Source organism: Nonomuraea sp. NPDC049480, from assembly GCF_044465905.1.
Classification (GTDB): Bacteria; Actinomycetota; Actinomycetes; order Streptosporangiales; family Streptosporangiaceae; genus Nonomuraea.
This window is the reverse complement of the sequence record NZ_JBITMD010000029.1, coordinates 102,474-118,011: the sequence shown is the minus strand read 5'-3', so window position 1 is coordinate 118,011 and position 15,538 is coordinate 102,474. Positions and strand designations below refer to the sequence as shown.

At 71.7% G+C, this 15,538-nt stretch carries 16 protein-coding genes; 8 read left to right on the top strand and 8 right to left on the bottom strand.

The window, feature by feature from the left end; translation table 11 throughout:
* Positions 1–19: 19 nt before the first annotated feature.
* Positions 20–1,399 (top strand): MFS transporter, encoded by a 1,380-nt coding sequence (locus ACIBX3_RS50390; protein WP_397127866.1) that lies wholly within the window; start codon positions 20–22, stop codon positions 1,397–1,399.
* A gap of 186 nt (positions 1,400–1,585) precedes the next feature.
* Here ACIBX3_RS50390 and ACIBX3_RS50385 read toward each other — a convergent pair whose 3' ends face one another.
* The 3 genes from ACIBX3_RS50385 to ACIBX3_RS50375 all read right to left on the bottom strand — a co-directional run bounded on the left by ACIBX3_RS50385 (position 1,586) and on the right by ACIBX3_RS50375 (position 5,974).
* A complete protein-coding gene (locus tag ACIBX3_RS50385) occupies positions 1,586–2,938 on the bottom strand; it encodes a hypothetical protein (RefSeq protein WP_397127865.1) in 1,353 nt (450 codons plus the stop codon).
* Between the two features lie 113 nt (positions 2,939–3,051).
* Positions 3,052–3,525, bottom strand: coding sequence for an ATP-binding protein (locus ACIBX3_RS50380; protein WP_397127864.1), 474 nt, complete (start codon positions 3,523–3,525; stop codon positions 3,052–3,054).
* Between the two features lie 163 nt (positions 3,526–3,688).
* Positions 3,689–5,974, bottom strand: a complete 2,286-nt coding sequence (locus tag ACIBX3_RS50375) for a xanthine dehydrogenase family protein molybdopterin-binding subunit (protein ID WP_397127863.1) — start codon at positions 5,972–5,974, stop codon at positions 3,689–3,691.
* 74 nt (positions 5,975–6,048) lie between these two features.
* Here ACIBX3_RS50375 and ACIBX3_RS50370 point away from each other — a divergent pair, with 74 nt between their 5' ends.
* Entirely contained in the window at positions 6,049–6,516 is a 468-nt protein-coding gene (locus ACIBX3_RS50370; RefSeq protein WP_397127862.1) for an MSMEG_6728 family protein, read from the top strand.
* Here ACIBX3_RS50370 and ACIBX3_RS50365 read toward each other — a convergent pair whose 3' ends face one another.
* The 4 genes from ACIBX3_RS50365 to ACIBX3_RS50350 are packed head-to-tail and all read right to left on the bottom strand — an operon-like array spanning position 6,517 to position 9,744.
* Positions 6,517–6,900, bottom strand: coding sequence for a nuclear transport factor 2 family protein (locus ACIBX3_RS50365; protein WP_397127861.1), 384 nt, complete (start codon positions 6,898–6,900; stop codon positions 6,517–6,519). It lies immediately after the preceding gene.
* Positions 6,901–6,911: 11 nt separating this feature from the next.
* Complete coding sequence (locus ACIBX3_RS50360) at positions 6,912–8,390, bottom strand: multicopper oxidase domain-containing protein (protein ID WP_397127860.1); 1,479 nt, start codon at positions 8,388–8,390, stop codon at positions 6,912–6,914.
* Complete coding sequence (locus ACIBX3_RS50355) at positions 8,372–8,764, bottom strand: hypothetical protein (RefSeq protein ID WP_397127859.1); 393 nt, start codon at positions 8,762–8,764, stop codon at positions 8,372–8,374. Before ACIBX3_RS50355 ends, ACIBX3_RS50360 begins: the two co-directional genes overlap by 19 nt.
* Positions 8,761–9,744, bottom strand: a complete 984-nt coding sequence (locus ACIBX3_RS50350) for a carboxymuconolactone decarboxylase family protein (protein ID WP_397127858.1) — start codon at positions 9,742–9,744, stop codon at positions 8,761–8,763. The genes ACIBX3_RS50355 and ACIBX3_RS50350 overlap by 4 nt, the downstream gene beginning before the upstream one ends.
* A gap of 166 nt (positions 9,745–9,910) precedes the next feature.
* On the opposite strand from ACIBX3_RS50350, the gene ACIBX3_RS50345 reads away from it, so the two are divergent.
* From ACIBX3_RS50345 to ACIBX3_RS50320, 6 genes are all read left to right on the top strand, one after another.
* Positions 9,911–11,044 (top strand): sensor histidine kinase, encoded by a 1,134-nt coding sequence (locus ACIBX3_RS50345; RefSeq protein ID WP_397127857.1) that lies wholly within the window; start codon positions 9,911–9,913, stop codon positions 11,042–11,044.
* Positions 11,041–11,700: a response regulator gene (locus ACIBX3_RS50340; protein ID WP_397127856.1), complete on the top strand. Its 660-nt coding sequence runs from the start codon at positions 11,041–11,043 to the stop codon at positions 11,698–11,700. The genes ACIBX3_RS50345 and ACIBX3_RS50340 overlap by 4 nt, the downstream gene beginning before the upstream one ends.
* Before the next feature lie 19 nt (positions 11,701–11,719).
* A complete protein-coding gene (locus ACIBX3_RS50335; protein ID WP_397127855.1) occupies positions 11,720–12,319 on the top strand; it encodes a sulfite oxidase-like oxidoreductase in 600 nt (199 codons plus the stop codon).
* Position 12,320: 1 nt separating this feature from the next.
* Positions 12,321–13,049, top strand: coding sequence for a ferredoxin reductase (locus tag ACIBX3_RS50330; RefSeq protein ID WP_397127854.1), 729 nt, complete (start codon positions 12,321–12,323; stop codon positions 13,047–13,049).
* Between the two features lies 1 nt (position 13,050).
* The gene (locus ACIBX3_RS50325) at positions 13,051–13,317 is read left to right on the top strand and encodes a DUF6510 family protein (protein ID WP_397127853.1); all 267 of its coding nucleotides are present in this window, start codon (positions 13,051–13,053) and stop codon (positions 13,315–13,317) included.
* A 124-nt stretch (positions 13,318–13,441) separates the two neighbouring features.
* Positions 13,442–14,845, top strand: a complete 1,404-nt coding sequence (locus tag ACIBX3_RS50320; RefSeq protein ID WP_397127852.1) for an LCP family protein — start codon at positions 13,442–13,444, stop codon at positions 14,843–14,845.
* Here ACIBX3_RS50320 and ACIBX3_RS50315 read toward each other — a convergent pair whose 3' ends face one another.
* The gene (locus tag ACIBX3_RS50315; protein WP_397127851.1) at positions 14,846–15,412 is read right to left on the bottom strand and encodes an NADPH-dependent F420 reductase; all 567 of its coding nucleotides are present in this window, start codon (positions 15,410–15,412) and stop codon (positions 14,846–14,848) included. It lies immediately after the preceding gene.
* Positions 15,413–15,538 lie beyond the last annotated feature (126 nt).

The window sequence follows — 15,538 nt, the reverse complement described above, 5'->3', positions numbered from 1 at the left end:
GGCGCTGAACCTGGTCGCCATGACCCAAACGCGAATCCCCGAGACGACCGCGAGCTGGCAGCCCTTGGTGGCCGCCTGCCTGGGCGCCTTCATGCTGCTCGTCGACGTGACCATCGTCATGGTCGCCCTGCCCCAGATCACCACCGACCTCCACATGTCGTTCACCGACGCGCAGTGGCTGTTCGACGGCTACGCGCTCGCCCTGGCCGCCCTGCTGCTCGCCGCCGGGTCCTTCGCCGACCACGCCGGGCGGCGCAAGGTCTACCTGGTGGCGCTGGGCGCGTTCGCGCTGGCCTCGCTCGCCTGCGGGCTGGCGCCCGACGGGCGTGTGCTGCTGGCGGCCCGCGTGGTGCAGGGCGTGGGCGGCGCGGCCATGATGGCCACCACCCTCGCCCTCATCAGCGCCACCTACCACGGCAGGCGGCGCGGCATCGCGTTCGGCGTGTGGGGCGGCGTCAACGGGGCCGCCGCTGCCATCGCGCCCGTGCTCGGCGGCCTCATCACCGAGCACCTGCACTGGCGGGCCATCTTCCTGGTGAACCTGCCCATCAGCCTGGCCGCCGCATGGCTGACCGTTCGTGCCGTCAAGGAGTCGCGCCTGCCCGGCGGGGGGCGGCTGGACTGGGCGGGCATGGTCACGTTCACGGTGGCGGCGGGGGCGCTCACGTACGGGCTGATCGAGGCCGGGCAGCACGGGTGGGCGGCGGCGCGGACGCTGGTGGCGCTGGGCGCGGCCGCCGTGGCGCTCGTGGCGTTCCTCGTCGTCGAGACGCGGAGCGCCCGGCCGATGCTGGACCTGCGGCTGTTCGCCGACCGGTCGTTCAGCGGGATCATGGCGGGAGCGGGGCTGCTCATGCCGGCCGCGTTCGCCTGCCTGGCCTTCACCTCGCTCTGGTTGCAGGCGGATCTGGGGCTCGGTCCCGTGCTGACGGGGGTGGCGCTGTCGCCGATGGCGGTCACGTCACTGGTCGTCGCGGTGGCGGCTTCCCGGTTGTTCCCCCAGCTGTCCCCGCGTGTCGCCGTCGGCGGTGGGCTGCTGCTGATCGCGGCGGGCGCGTTCCTGCAGGGCATGCTGGACTCGCAGTCATCCTGGACCACGCTGGCGCCCGGCCTGGTGGTGACCGGCATCGGCGTGGGCCTGGCCGTCCCTTCGCTCAGCTCCGCCGCCATGACCTTCGCCCCGCCGCCGCGGGCCGGCATGGCCGCCGGGACGGTCAACACGGTCAGACAGCTCGGGTACGCCCTCGGCATCGCGGCGCTCGGCCTGCTGTACCGGGACGGGACGGGGTCGTACGCGGCACTGAACGACGTCTACCGCGCGAGCGCCCTGATCGGCCTGGTCGCGGGCCTGCTCGTCCTGGCCTCCGTCCGCCGCGCCTCAGCCGCCGCCCACAACTAAAGATTTTCGGCCTGCGTGTAGAGGACCGGCAGACGGCTCCGACTCCCCGGTGAGGGCGCGCGAGGCCGCCGGCGGGGCGAGCGGCTGTTCGACGGCGTCGGGGGCATTGCCCTCGAACAGATCAGCGACGCCCCGGGCGCCGGCCTCGTCACCCACCTGACGTACCGCGTGATCCGGTAGCGGTTGTCATTTGTCGAATTCGTACGCCCCGGCGTCCACCGGCCCGTCGCTCCCGTCGATGGCCCGGCCGGTCACATCGTCGTCGCTGAACCGCGTCACGCCGAGGTCGATGGCCGGACTGCCGGCCCGCAGGCTCAGCGGGTGCTGGGAGTTGGCCAGGTCGAACTTCGGGTCGGCCTCGACGTTGTTCGTGCCGCCCATCTGGTGCTGGTCGGCGCCGTAGAACACGTTGTGGTGGCTGTCGGTCACCTGCGGGCCGTAGGCGGTCTTCTTCACGGCCTGGATGATGTTCTGCGACATCGACAGGTGGGCGTTGGTGCAGCCCGCGTCGCAGACGACGCCCTGCGCCATCTCATGGGTGAGAAGCATGGTGTTGTTGCGGAAAACCGTGCCGAGGACGGGGCCGTTCACTTCCGGCTCCTCCTCGCCGGGCTCGTGCGGACCTCTGGTGACCATGCCGGTCTGGGTCAGCGGACCGCCGATCACGTTGTATTCGAAGACGTTGCCCGAAGTCCCGTCGGGGTCCATCGGGCTGCCGTCCGGTTCGAGGTTCTGGCTGGTGCCCAGTTCGGTGAAGGTCTCGTTGTCCATCGCGATGTTGTGATGGATGCGGTTGCCCGAGCCGAGGAAGATCTCCACGGCCGCGCCGTCCCTGCCGTAGTCGTAGCTGAAGGCCTCGGAGCCGCGGATCTCGTTCCAGCCGATGTTGGACTGGTCGCCGTGGACGAGGATCGCGAACGCGCCCGAGTCGTCGTTGTCGTTCTCCTCTGTCGGGGTGAGCTTGCTCATGAAGTTGTTGTCGACGAACTCGTTGGCCGTCACCGCCGTGTAGAGGACCTTCTTCTCGATGAAGACGCCGGCGGCGGCACCGGTGATGTAGTTGCGCTCGATGACGTTGTCGTTGCCGATGACCTTGACTCCGGCCCACGTGCAGCGCGCGCCGGCCGTGGTCAGGCCGATCTGCAGGTTGTAGACCTCGATGTGCGAGCCCTCGAGGCTCACGCAGGCCTCGTCGTGCTGGGCGATCACCGGCCGGGCGGTGCCCGTGCCGTAGGAGTCGACCACGATCGGCGCCTCCGCGCTGCCCGAGGCGGTGACGCTCAACTGCTGCCCCCGCCAGGTGCTGCCGCGGGCCAGCAGCAGCTTGCCGCCCGCGACCAGGGGCGCCGTGGACGCCTTGGTGAGGGTCTTCCACGCGGTCTCGGGCGACGTGCCCGCCGCCGCGTCGCTGCCGTTGACGGAGTCCACGTAGTAGACCTTCGGCTCGTCGGCGGCGGCCGCGGTGCCGCCCGCGAGCGCGGTGGCGGCCAGGGTGAGCGACGCGATCGCCGCACCGGTGCGCAGGTTCCAGTTGGACAAACTCAGCCTCCAGAACGGCCGGGTTCCGTCACGCGACGAAGATCATCCCGGCTTGCGGCTGCCACCCTATACGTGATCTTTCCGGAATTCCTGACTTCTGGGCGAATATGCGGTTATGTTCCGGATCTGATCGGCACCACGTTGCACCGGGCGCCGCCGTGGCGGGGCAGGGCGAACCAGGTGGCCTTGCCGACCCGGTCCGGCTGGGTGAGGTAGCGCTGGGGGTGACAGCCGTAGAAACCGTCGGAGAGCCGGGCGATGATGCGCAGGCCGCGCCCGTGCTCGGCGGCGAGGTCGGGAGCCGCCATGGTGGGCAGGATCGGGCTGGCGTCCACGACGACGCAGATGATCTCTTTGGTGTCCACGTGGAGCATCAGTTCGTAGGGGCCGTCGCCGTACATGAAGGCATTTGTCACCAATTCGCTCACCATGAGCACGGCGTCGTCCACCAGGTCGGCGGAAAGGGGGATGGCCGACAATTCCCTGCGAATGACAGTTCGTGCGTGACCGACCGTCTGGGCGTCCTCGCGCAGCGGCCACACGTACTGCTTCCTGCTCCGGTGAGCCGATCGAAGCGTGGTCGTCATGGCTTCTCTTTCGTAAGCGATGAACGTTCGCGGCTGTCGAAACGTGTACGCACGAGAAGCCCATTCGGGTCAAATCTTCAGCGAAAATTTTCCTCCGACTTTGGCCAGGACCTGTCCCATGGTGCCGACGAGGCGGTTGAGCGAGTGTTCCGACCGGACTCCGTCAGGGCCTCGACAGGAGGGACCACACGACCGACGGGGTCAGGGGGACGTCCGTGATCCGGTCGGCGATCTCCGGGAGGGCGGCGGCGACCGCGTTGGCGATGGCGGCCGGCGGGCCGATCGTGCCCGCCTCGCCGACGCCCTTCATGCCGCCGGGCGTGACCGGCGAGGGCGTCTCCAGCATCACGACCTCGATGTCCGGGATCTCCCGCGTGGTCGGTAGCAGGTAGTCGATGATCGGCTGGCCGTCGGCGGTGTAGACGATCTCCTCGGTCAGCGCCTCCCCGATGCCCTGCGCCACGCCGCCGTGGATCTGGCCCTCCACCACCGCCGGGTTCACCAGCACGCCGGCGTCGTTGACCACCCAGTAACGCTCCACCTCGACCGCGCCCGTCTCCGGGTCGACGGCCACGGCCGCCGCGTGGGCGCCGTAGGCGAAGGTGTACTGGGCCGGGTCGTAGCTGACCCGTTCCTCCAGCCCGGGCGGCATCCCTTCGGGCAGGTCCCAGCCGCGCCACGCGGACGTGGCCAGCTCGCGCAGCGTCACGGACGCCTGCGGGTCGCCCGTCACGCGTACCGCGCCGTCGGAGATCTCCAGGTCGGCGGGCGCGGCCTCCAGCCGATGGGCCGCGATGGCCACGAGCTTGTCGCGCAGCCGGGTGGCGGCCTGGGTGAGCGCCCCGCCGCCGACCACCAGCGCGCGGCTGGCCACCGACCCGATCGACGAGTACGGCGTCGCCGCCGTGTCCCCCAGCACCACCCGCACCCGTTCGGTGGGCACCCCCACCCGGTCGGCCGCGAGCTGGGCCAGCGCCGTCTCGATGCCCTGCCCGATCGACACCACCCCGGCCGACACGACCACGGACGCGTCCTGCTCCATGCGCAGGACGGCCGTCTCGTATCCGCCGGCCAGCATGCCGATGGCCTTGAGATCCATCGACGGCCCCAAGCCGGTGGACTCCACGTGGCAGGAGTAGCCGATTCCGCGCCTGCGTCCGTCGTCCTCCTCCACGGGCATGGCCAGGTGGCGGAGGGTCCGCAGGGCGCGCGGGTAGTCGCCGGAGTCGTAGCGCTGGTAGACGCGGGTCGTGCACGGCAGTTCGTCCGGCCCGAGCAGGTTGCGCAGCCGCAGCTCGACCCGGTCGATCCCCAGCCTGCGTGCCGCCTCGTCGATCAGCCGCTCCCTGGTCAGCGTGCCCTCGGGCTGTCCGAAACCGCGGTACGAGCCGGTCGGCGTGGTGGTGGTGACCACGCCGCGCACGCGTACCGCGACCCGGTCGAACCGGTACGGTCCCGGCAGCAGCGTGGCCGCGACCGCGGCCGTCGAGGCCCCGGAGTTCGACGGGTGGGCGCCGATGTCGCTGATGATGTCCGCCTGCAGCGCCACGAACCGCCCGTCGCCGTCCAGCGCCAGCCGTCCCCGGTGCACGGCCGCCCGCGCGGGCAGCGTGGCCAGCAGGCGGTCGCCGGGAGACTCGGTCCAGCTCACCGGGCGGCCCAGGCGCATCGCGGCCAGGCAGACGAGCGCCTCGTCGGGGTAGACGTGGTCCTTGCCGCCGAACCCGCCTCCCGTGTCGGCGGCGATCACGCGTACCCGGTCGTGGGACAGCCCGAACGCGTCCGCCAGGTGCTCGCGCACGTGGTGCGGCGCCTGGGTGGAGCAGTGGACGACCAGCTCCTCGTCGGTGTAGGAGGCCACCACGCCGCGCGGCTCGATCGGGTACGGCGAGACGCGGCCCATCCTGAACGTCATCTCCACGACGTGCTCGGCGCCCTCGACGGCGGCCGCGCAGTCGGCGTCGCCGAGCGTGAAGTCGGTGAGCACGTTGGTGCCCCAGTCCGGGTAGAGCAGCGGGGCGTCGCCCGCCAGCGCCCGCTCCGTGCCGACCACGGCGGGCAACTCGTGGAGCTCCAGGTCCACCAGGCCGGCGGCGTCCTCGGCGGCCTCGGGCGTGCGGGCGACGACGACGGCGAGGGGCTGGCCCGCGTACCTGATCGCCTCGTCCAGGGCCCGGTACGACGTCATCCGCTGGCCCGCTGCGATGTTGACGCAGGGCAGCCGCAGGTCGGGCGCGTCGGCCGGGGTGATCACGTCGAGCACGCCCTCGACCGCCCAGGCCGCCTTGGCGTCGCAGCCGAGCAGCCGGCCGTGCGGGATGGGGCTGCGGACGACGCAGGCGTAGGCGGCGCCCGGCAGGCGGACGTTCGCGGCATACCTGCTTCTGCCGGTCAGCAGTCTGGCGTCTTCCCGTCGCGGCGTCCTGGCGCCGACGTACTCGTCTCCCATGACCTGATTGTGAGCGCCGCCCGGCGGGCGGTCCATACGGTCCGTGGGAAGGAGCACGTCAACGGGGGTGACCGATGCAGACCTTCCTTCCTTATCCGGATTTCGCCGCCACGGCGGCGGTCCTGGACCCGCGCAGGCTGGGCAAACAGCGGGTCGAAGTCCTGCAGATCCTGCGCGCTCTCACCGTCCCCGGGTACGGCTGGCGCCACCACCCGGTCGTGAAGATGTGGGCCGGCTACGAAGAGGCCCTGGTGCGCTACGGCCTGGAGGTGTGCGACCGGTGGCGTTCGGCAGGACGTCCCGACACCTGCGCCGCCACGATCACGTGGGAGGTTGCGCAGCTCCGCGGCACCGCGACTGTACGCCGTCAGCCGGAGCTGGCCGCGGCCGCCGAGCTGCCGCCCTGGCTCGGCGACGAGGCCCTGCACCGCAGCCACCGCTCCGCGTTGTTGCGCAAGGACCCGGGCTTCTACCGGCCGGTGTTCGGCGACGACGAGCCGGACGACCTGGCGTACGTCTGGCCGCGTTCTGACCGCCTGTGATCATGCGCCCGGTGGCACCGTCCGGGTGATCGAGTCGACCCGGCGAATGCGCCCGTCGGGGGCGTACCGGGCGAACAGGTGGATCTCCATCGTGATCGACTTGCCTTTGCGCATGACCGCGTGCAACGTGTAGCGGGCCGCGGCCACGGCGTCGCCCACGAGGCTTTCGTGCACCTCTATCCGCACGCTCACCCCGTTCTTGCGCGCCGGTTTCGCGTGGTCGATCAGGCGCCGGCGGTCGAGGAGGATGCCGTCGTTCCAGTACTCGATCTCCGGCACGTAGTAACGGTCGACCACGGCGGCGGCGTCCTCCTCCCCTAGTCCCAGCTCATGAGGCATCTCGGTCAGGAAGGCGTGGAAACGCTCCGTCAGATCGATGGACATGTCGCTCTCCTTCATACGACTTCGAAACTCGCCATCATCGCCATGTCCTCGTGTTCGAGGTTGTGGCAGTGCAGCACGTACTGGCCGCGGTAGTCGGTGAACCGGGTGACGATCTCGACGGTCTGGGCGTCGCGCAGCTCGACGGTGTCCTTCCACTCCGGCGGCCCCGCGGGCCGCTCGCCGTTGACCGACAGCACCTGGAACTGGTCGAGGTGCAGGTGCACCGGGTGGGCGACGTCGCTGGTCAGCCGCCACACCTCGACGTCGCCGAGCCTGGGCCTGGCCTCCATCCGCTTCGGGTCGAACGGCCGGCCGTTGATCAGCCAGCCGGTGCCGCCGTGCATGCTGCCGCTGCTGAACTCGAAGTCCCGCGTCACGGCCGCCCTGCCGGGATCGAGCGCCTCGACGGTGGACAGCCGCGGCGGCACGGCCGAGTCGTCGGCGCCTTCGTCCCGGTCCACCGCGAACCTCATCACCCGCGCCTGCGCGCCCTCCCCCGCCAGATTCCGCAGCTCCACGTGCTGACCCACCTGGTACGCGGCGAAGTCCACGACCACGTCGGCCCGCTCGCCCGGGGACAGCCGGACCTGCCGCACCGTACGCGGCACGCCCAGCAGCCCGCCGTCGCTCCCGATCTGGATCATCGGACCGCCGGTGGACAGCTCGTACGCGCGCGCGTTGGACCCGTTGCACAACCGCAGCCGGTACCGCGCCCTGGCCACCCGCAGTTCCGGCCACGGCGCCCCGTTCACCAGGATCACGTCGCCGAGCACGCCTCCCATGTACGCCTCCCGCACCCCCGGCCGGTCGCCCAGCGCCGGATACAGCAGGGTGCCGTCGGCCCCGAACGACCGGTCGCAGATCAGCAGCGGCACGTCGCGCTCCCCGGCGGGCAGCGGCAGCGCCTCCTCCTCGGCGTCCCGCACCAGGAACATCCCGGCCAGCCCACGCCAGACCTGCGGGCCGGTGTAGTCCATCCGGTGGTCGTGGTACCAGAGCGTGGCGGCCCGCTGCTCCAGCGGGAACGTGTACTCGCGCGAAGCCCCTGGCGCCACCAGGTCCGTCGGGTAGCCGTCGGACTCCGGCGGCGTGTGCCCGCCGTGCAGGTGCAGCACGGTCGGCGCGCCGAGCTGGTTGATCAGCTTCACGACCGTACGGCGACCGCTGCGGGCCACAATGGTCGGCCCCGGGAACTGACCGCCATATCCCCATATCGGGGTCCGAAGCCCGGGTAGCACCTCCACTTCGGCCGCCCGCTCGACCAGCTCGTAGTAGTCGGCCCCGCCCGCGCTCCGCACCGGCTTGGCCACCTCGGGGACGGGCAGCGGCACCGCGTACGGCTTGGGCGGCGGCGCCGCGCCGGCCAGCAACTGCGGCTGCGGGGTGCCGGCGAGCAGCGAGCAGCCCGACACCCCGGACGCCGCCACCGCACCCAGCCCGAGCAGGCGCAGCACGTCGCGCCGGTTCGGGTTCACGCCGTGCCCGGCCACGAGAGCACGCGGCCGAGCTGCGCGACGCCGCCGCCGAACAGCAGCACCCCGAGCGGCAGGTGAGCGATCTTCACACCCGCCATGCCGAGGATCGCCGCCAGGACCGTGAACGCCAGCAACAACGCGGCCACGGCGATGAACCGCGGCGACCCGCCACCCGGGCGCCACACCAGGATCGCGACCACCAGGTGCAAGAGGCCGATGACGATCAGGACGCCGCCCGAGAGCGTGTGCAGCGCCCGGCCGCCGGGTGCGGACAGCAACATTCCCGCCGTCACGGCCTGGAACAGGAACGCGACGACGTGCAGGATCACCACGGCGCGGAGCGCGTGCATGGTCCAGGACGTGGGGGCTGCGGTCTGGTGTGCGATCATGATCGTTCTCCAGCGAGTGTCCGGGTGATGAGGGCCTCGGCGCGTTCCGTGGCCGTGATCGCGCCGAACGCGCAGAGCCGTACCAGGTCCTCGTCGGTCCTGGAGCCGCCGCGCCAGGTGGCCACGTCGGCGTCGGTCACGCGGTACGGCGCGAGCGCCGTGAGCAGGGCCAGCCTGGCGCCCGCCCGATCCTCCTCGGGCAGCCCGCCCAGCCAGGCGTCACCCATGGGGGGATGCGAGCCGTCCCAGGCGGCCACGGCTTCGGTGACGGCGGCGCGGGCGGAGCGCCCGAGCAGCGTGCCGCCGTCCCCCGCCGCGGTCCTGAGCGCGGCGTAGGCGACGCCGATCGGGGTCCCGGCCGCCCAGGCGGGCTCGGGGCGCCCGGCCAGGTCCGCCACCAGGGGCAGGCTCGCGCCTGGACGCAGCCGCCGGCGTACGGCGCCGGCCAGCATCCTGCCGCCCACCCTTCTGACCAGGCGGAACTTCTGCAGGTCCCCCGGGAACAGGTTCTCGGTGAGCAGGGCCGAGGCCATGCGGTTGATGAAGTGGAAGATCAGCGCGGTGCCGATGTACTCGGCCGCGAACGGCTCCGGCACCGCGCCCCGCTCCTTCGCCCAGGCCAGCAGCCGGGCGTGGGCGGGATCGTCCGGCGTGCCTCCGGCGGCGATGATCTCCGCCAGCCGGTGGTCGCCGGTCGCGTGCAGCAGCGTCGTGTGCGCGGCCACGCAGAACGGGCACCTGTTGGCCATCGACACGCCCAGCGCCACGACCTCCTTGGCGGTGCGCGAGGCGTCCCCGGTGAGGAGCGACTCGCGCAGCATGACCCAGGTCGCCGCCAGCACCTCCGCCGACGGCGACAGGGTCAGGAAGACCGGCAGGCGCGCCAGGCCGAACTCGTCGGCGGTCTGCGCGTAGACCTGGGCGATCCGTCCGGTCGCCGCTTTGGGCGGCACCGGGCGTACGTAGCGGAACTGGTCCATAGCCCGACATGCTGGTCTTCCAGCAGGTCAGTAGTCGTCGTGCGGGGGGATGCTCCTCGCCCTCAGCCCCCGAAGCAGAATCGGCGCGACCTACTACGCCGGAAGTAGCGATGGAATACGCCCTCCTGCGGAGGATCGCCGCCGGAAAAGACCCTAATCTGCAGGGATGAGCTATCTGGACCGGTGGCGGCCGCTCGCCATGGACGGCCTCCTCGCCGCGGTGGTGGCCGTCCTGCTGTCGGTCATCGTGTTCGACACGCCGCGCGCGGGCGCCCTGGACCTCGCGGCCGTCCTCATCGGCTCGCTCGCGCTCGTCGCCTGGCGGCGGGCGCCCCTGGTGTCGCTGATCGTCAGCACCGTCTGCATGCTCGCGGTCGCGGCGCACATCCAGCCGGGCCCGCCGGCCGCCTTTCCCGTGCTGGTGTCGGTGTTCGCCGCGGTCCGGGCCGGCCATCGGCTGGCCGCGGCGCTGGCGGGCGCGGCGTTCCTGAGCGCCGGCCTGCTGGCGAACCTGCCCAGCACCGACGGGGACGGGCAGAATCTCCAGAACACCACACTGATGGTCGGCTGGTTTCTGGCGGCCGGCGTGGTGGCGACGGTGACCCGGCATCGGCAGGCGTACCTGGAGCAGGCCGAGCAGCGTGCCGCCGAGGCCGAGCGCACCCGCGAGGAGGTGGCCCTGCGCCGCGCGGGCGAGGAGCGGCTGCGCATCGCCAGAGAGCTGCACGACTCGCTCACGCACAGCATCTCGATCATCAAAGTCCAGGCCGGGGTGGCGGTCCACCTCGCGCGCAAGCGCGGCGAGGAGGTGCCCGCGGCGCTGCTGGCCATCCAGGAGGCCAGCAGCGACGCCATGCGCGAGCTGCGCGCCACGCTGGAGGTGCTGCGCGACTCCGACGTCGAGGCCCCCGCCAGCGGCCTCGACCGGCTCGACGACCTGGTGGAGCGGGCCCGCTCGACCGGGTTGCTGGCCACGGTGACGATCTCCGGCACTCGGCGGGAGCTGCCGGCCGAAGTGGACCGGGCCGCGTACCGGATCGTCCAGGAGGCGCTCACCAACGTCTCCAGGCACGCCGGCGGGGCCGCCGCGGCGGTGCGCATCGACTACGCGGGCGATGAACTGGTCGTGCAGGTGGACGACGACGGCAAAGCCGCCGCGGACGCGCCACCCGTGCCCGGCACAGGTCTGCTCGGCATGCGGGAGCGCGTAGCGGCGCTCGGCGGCCGGCTGCGGGCCGAGCCCCGTCCCGAGGGCGGCTTCACCGTACGCGCCGAGCTTCCCCTAGGAGAACCATCGTGATCCGCGTGCTGCTCGTGGACGACCAGGCGCTCATTCGCGGCGGCTTCCGCGCCCTGCTGGAGACCGAGGACGACATCGAGGTGGTGGCGGAGGCGGCGAACGGCGAGCAGTGCGTCGCGCGCGCCGTCGAGCACGTGCCGGACGTCGCGCTCGTCGACATCCAGATGCCGGTGATGGACGGCATCGAGGCGACCCGGCGGATCGCCGCCGACGAGCGGCTGAGCGGCGTCCATGTCGTGATCCTCACCAACTACGGCCTCGACGAGTACGTCTTCAACGCACTCCGCGCCGGCGCCTGCGGCTTCATGGTCAAGGACACCGAGCCCGCCGACCTGCTGCAGGGCGTCAGGGTCGCGGCCCGCGGCGACGCGCTGCTCTCCCCCGCGATCACCCGCCGCCTGATCGGCGAGTACGTCGCCCGCCGCCCCGAGCCGGCGCCAAGAGGGCTCGACGTGCTGACCAACCGCGAGCGCGAGGTCACCGCGCTGGTGGCCCGCGGCCTGTCCAACGACGAGATCGCCGCCCACATGGTGATCAGCCCGACCACCGCGAAGACGCACGTCAGCAGGGCGATGACCAAGCTGGGGGCCCGCGACCGCGCCCAGCTTGTGGTGTTCGCGTACGAATCCGGCCTCGTCACCCCGCGGCGCGGCTGATCGCGTGGTGGAATGAGACGTGAGCATCATTTCGCGCGGTTTCCGCGGCCGGCGCAGGCAGGACGACGACCGCCTGCCACCTGGGCAGTATTTGGTCGAGGACTTCCCTGTGCTGTCGGCGGGACCGACGCCGCGGGTGCCGCTCGACCGCTGGGAGTTCGCCATCGACACCGAGGCGGAGCAGACCCACCGCTGGTCGTGGCAGGAGTTCACCGCCCTCCCCACTGAGACGCCGACGGTGGACATCCACTGCGTCACCAAATGGTCCAAGTTGGACACCACCTGGGAGGGCGTCTCCCTGGACGTGCTCTTCGAGGACGTCGAGACCGCCGCCGAGTACGCGCAGGTCCACTCCTACGGCGGCTACACCACGAACCTGCCGCTGGAGGACCTGCTCGACGGCAAGGCGTGGATCGTGCACCGCTTCGACGGCGAGGAGCTGGAGCCTCAGCACGGCGGCCCGGCCCGGCTGCTCGTGCCGCACCTCTACCTCTGGAAGTCCGCCAAATGGGTGCGCGGCATCCGGCTGCTCAACGAGGACTGGCCCGGCTTCTGGGAGACCGCCGGATACCACAACTACGGCGACCCCTGGCGCGAGCAGCGCTACGAGGGCGACTGAGGTGCGCCGCCGATTGACCTGGCAGGCCGCCCGCCTGCGCGAGGTCCGCACCGAGACCGCCACCGCCCGCACGCTGGTCTTCGAGGTGCCCGGCTGGCCGGGGCACCTGGCGGGGCAGCACGTGGACGTGCGGCTGACGGCCGACGACGGCTACACCGCCCAGCGCAGCTACTCGCTGTCCGCGCCCGCCGACGGCGACCTGGTCGAGCTGACCGTGGAGACCGTGCCCGACGGGGAGGTGTCGCCGTACCTGACCGAGGTGATCGAGCCGGGCGACCAGGTCGAGATCCGCGGGCCGGTGGGCGGCTGGTTCGTCTGGAGGCCCGACGGCAAGGCGCCGGTGCTGCTGGTCGGCGGCGGCTCCGGGATCGCGCCGCTGATGGCGATGATCAGGGCGCGCCGGCAGGCGGGCAGCCGGGTGCCGTTCCGCCTGCTCTACTCGCTCCGCGACCAGGACCGCCGCTACTACGCCGCCGAGTTGCGGCGGCCCGAGCCGGGGCTCGACGTCAGCTACCTCTACACCAGGGCCGCGCCGGCCGGTGCGGCCCGCCCCGCCGGCCGGATCACGCCGGCCGACCTGGCCGAGGGCGGCTGGCCTGCCGACTTCGCGCCCGACTGCTACGTGTGCGGGCCGACCGGCTTCGTGGAGGCGGCCGCCGACCTGCTGCTGGCGCTCGGGCACGCGCCGGCGCGGATCAGAACCGAACGATTCGGCCCGACCGGAGGTTGACATGACCGCAGAACACCTGGACGGCAACGCCCTGGCGGGACCGCTCGGCGAGATCTTCGCCCTGGACGTCACCGCCGCCACCGGCCGCTGCGCGAGCTGCGGACTGACCGGTCCGGTCGCCTCCCTCCACGTGTACGGCCCCGAGCCCGGCCTGGTGGCCCGCTGCCCGGGTTGCGAGGAGGTGGTGCTCCGGCTGGTCCGCGGCCCCGGCACGGCGTGGCTGGACCTGCGGGGTGCGGTGTCACTCCGCGTGGACCTGCCCGAGTGACGCGGTCGCTCCGCATGACCGCCCCCGACTGAGTACACTCGGGCACGATCCACGGCCGAGATCTGTACGGCAAGGCTCTTGGCCAGGGGCGGCGGCCCCTTCGGCCCCGTCCCTTGGGAGTCATGTGAGCAGCGGGCTTGTCGACGCGCCGCCTTCCGGTTCCGGCACGCCGCCACGACGGCGGCGCCGCTGGCTGCGCTGGGCGATCGCGGTCACAGTGACCGTCGTCCTCCTGATCGCGGGCATTGTGGCAGGCGTCTACGCCAAGCTGATGGGCAACGTCAAACACGTCGACGTCACCGACGACGACCTCGGCGCCACCCGCCCGCCCAAGGTCGCCGGCACCGCGATGAACATCCTGGTCGTCGGCTCGGACCAGCGCAACGGCAAGAACGCCAGGTACGGCCGCGTCGCGGGCGAGCGCACCGACACGATCATGCTGGTGCACGTGTCGTCCAACCGCGACAACGCGATGGTCATCAGCTTCCCGCGCGACTCCCTGGTTCAGCTGCCCGCCTGCCGCGCCACCGGCGGCCTGCCCGGGCAGCGGCCCCACCTCGGCATGATCAACGAGTCGTTCAACTCCGGCGGCATCGCGTGCACCTGGAAGACGATCGAGTCGCTGACCCGCGTCCATATCGACCACTTCATCAAGGTCGACTTCACCGGCTTCAAGAGCATGGTGGATGCCGTGGGCGGCGTGGAGGTCTGCCTGCCGCAGCCGGTGAACGACAAGAAGGCGCTGCTGCATCTGCCCGCCGGGCGGCAGATGCTCAACGGGGAGCAGGCGCTCGGCTACGTACGCGCCCGCTACAGCCTGGGCGACGGCTCCGACATCGGGCGCATCCAGCGGCAGCAGATGTTCATCGCCTCGATGGTCAAGAAGGCGATGAGCGGCGCGACGCTCTCCGACCCGGCCAGGCTCTGGGCCCTTCTGGAGGCCGGCACCAAGGCCGTGACCACCGACCGCGGCCTGTCCGTGGGCGTCATGAAGGACCTGGCCACCAGCCTCCAGGGGCTGAACGTCGGCAAGATCCGCTTCATCACCACCCCGTGGCACTATTCGCTCACCCAGCCCGGCCGCGTCGAGTGGGTGCAGCCGCAGGCCGGCCGGCTGTTCCAGATCGTGGCCAAGGACCAGAGCGTCGAGGGCGTCAAGGGCGGCCAGGCAAAGGTGGGCCGCTCCAAGATCCAGATCGAGCTGCGCAACGGCACCTGGCGCGGCGGGCTGGGCAGCCAGGTGGCGGCGTTCCTGGAGCAGCGCGGCTACCACATCACGAGGATCGGGGACACGGCCCGCAAGCCGCAGGCCAAGACCACGATCCTCTATGGGCCGAACGGCGAGACCCGCGTGCCGACGCTGGCCGATGACCTCCTCGGCGCGGCTTCGCGGCAGGTTCCGGCCGCGACGACGAACCGGCTGGTGCTCGTGATCGGCGACGATTGGAAGGGCCTGAAGCCGCTGCGCGCGGACGACACGGAGTCGATCAAGGGCTTCGACGCCACGCACGACTCCTGCGCCACGTGATCACAGGGCCTCGGAGAGCCCGCCGCCGTCGATGGCGGTGAACCCGGCGGCGTCGATCAGCGGCATCACGGCCTTCTTGGCCTCGTCGTCGTCACCCCAGCAGGGCATGTCGGCCCGCGTCCCGCCGCGCTGGCCGGCCGTGCCGAGCTCCAGCAGCTCGTTGGGGTACTTCGTGTTGAACGTGCGCACCAGCCGTACGTCCGGGCCCAGCACGTGCTGCTGGTACTGCGCGCTGGTGAGCCCGTCGGGAACGGCCACCGACGTCGCGGTGCCGTCGCGATCGGTGATCGGGTTGCTCGGATCGATGACGATCTTTCCCCTGAGCGCCTCGCCCACTTCCTCCGCCACTGAGGGGAACGCCTCCCACCACACCGCCATGACGACCACCTCGCCGAACCGCACGGCCTCGATCGGCGAGCCGTCCCTGGCCTGCCCGCCGGCCTCCGCGGCGGCGGCCGCCGCTCGGGCGGGGTCGGTGTCGCTGAAGAACACGTCGTGCCCGGCGACCGCGAGCAGGCGTCCGAGCGGCGCGCCGAGCCTTCCAGAACCCAGGATTCCCACACGCATCTGTCGATCACCTCGCCCCCGGGAACTGCCCCGAGCCGCCGCCCGCATTCCTGTATTCGCGCGAGCCACGTACAGCCCTGGTCGCGGAGCTGTCCCGCGGCCGTCCCCCCCGGCCCCTGTCCGGAA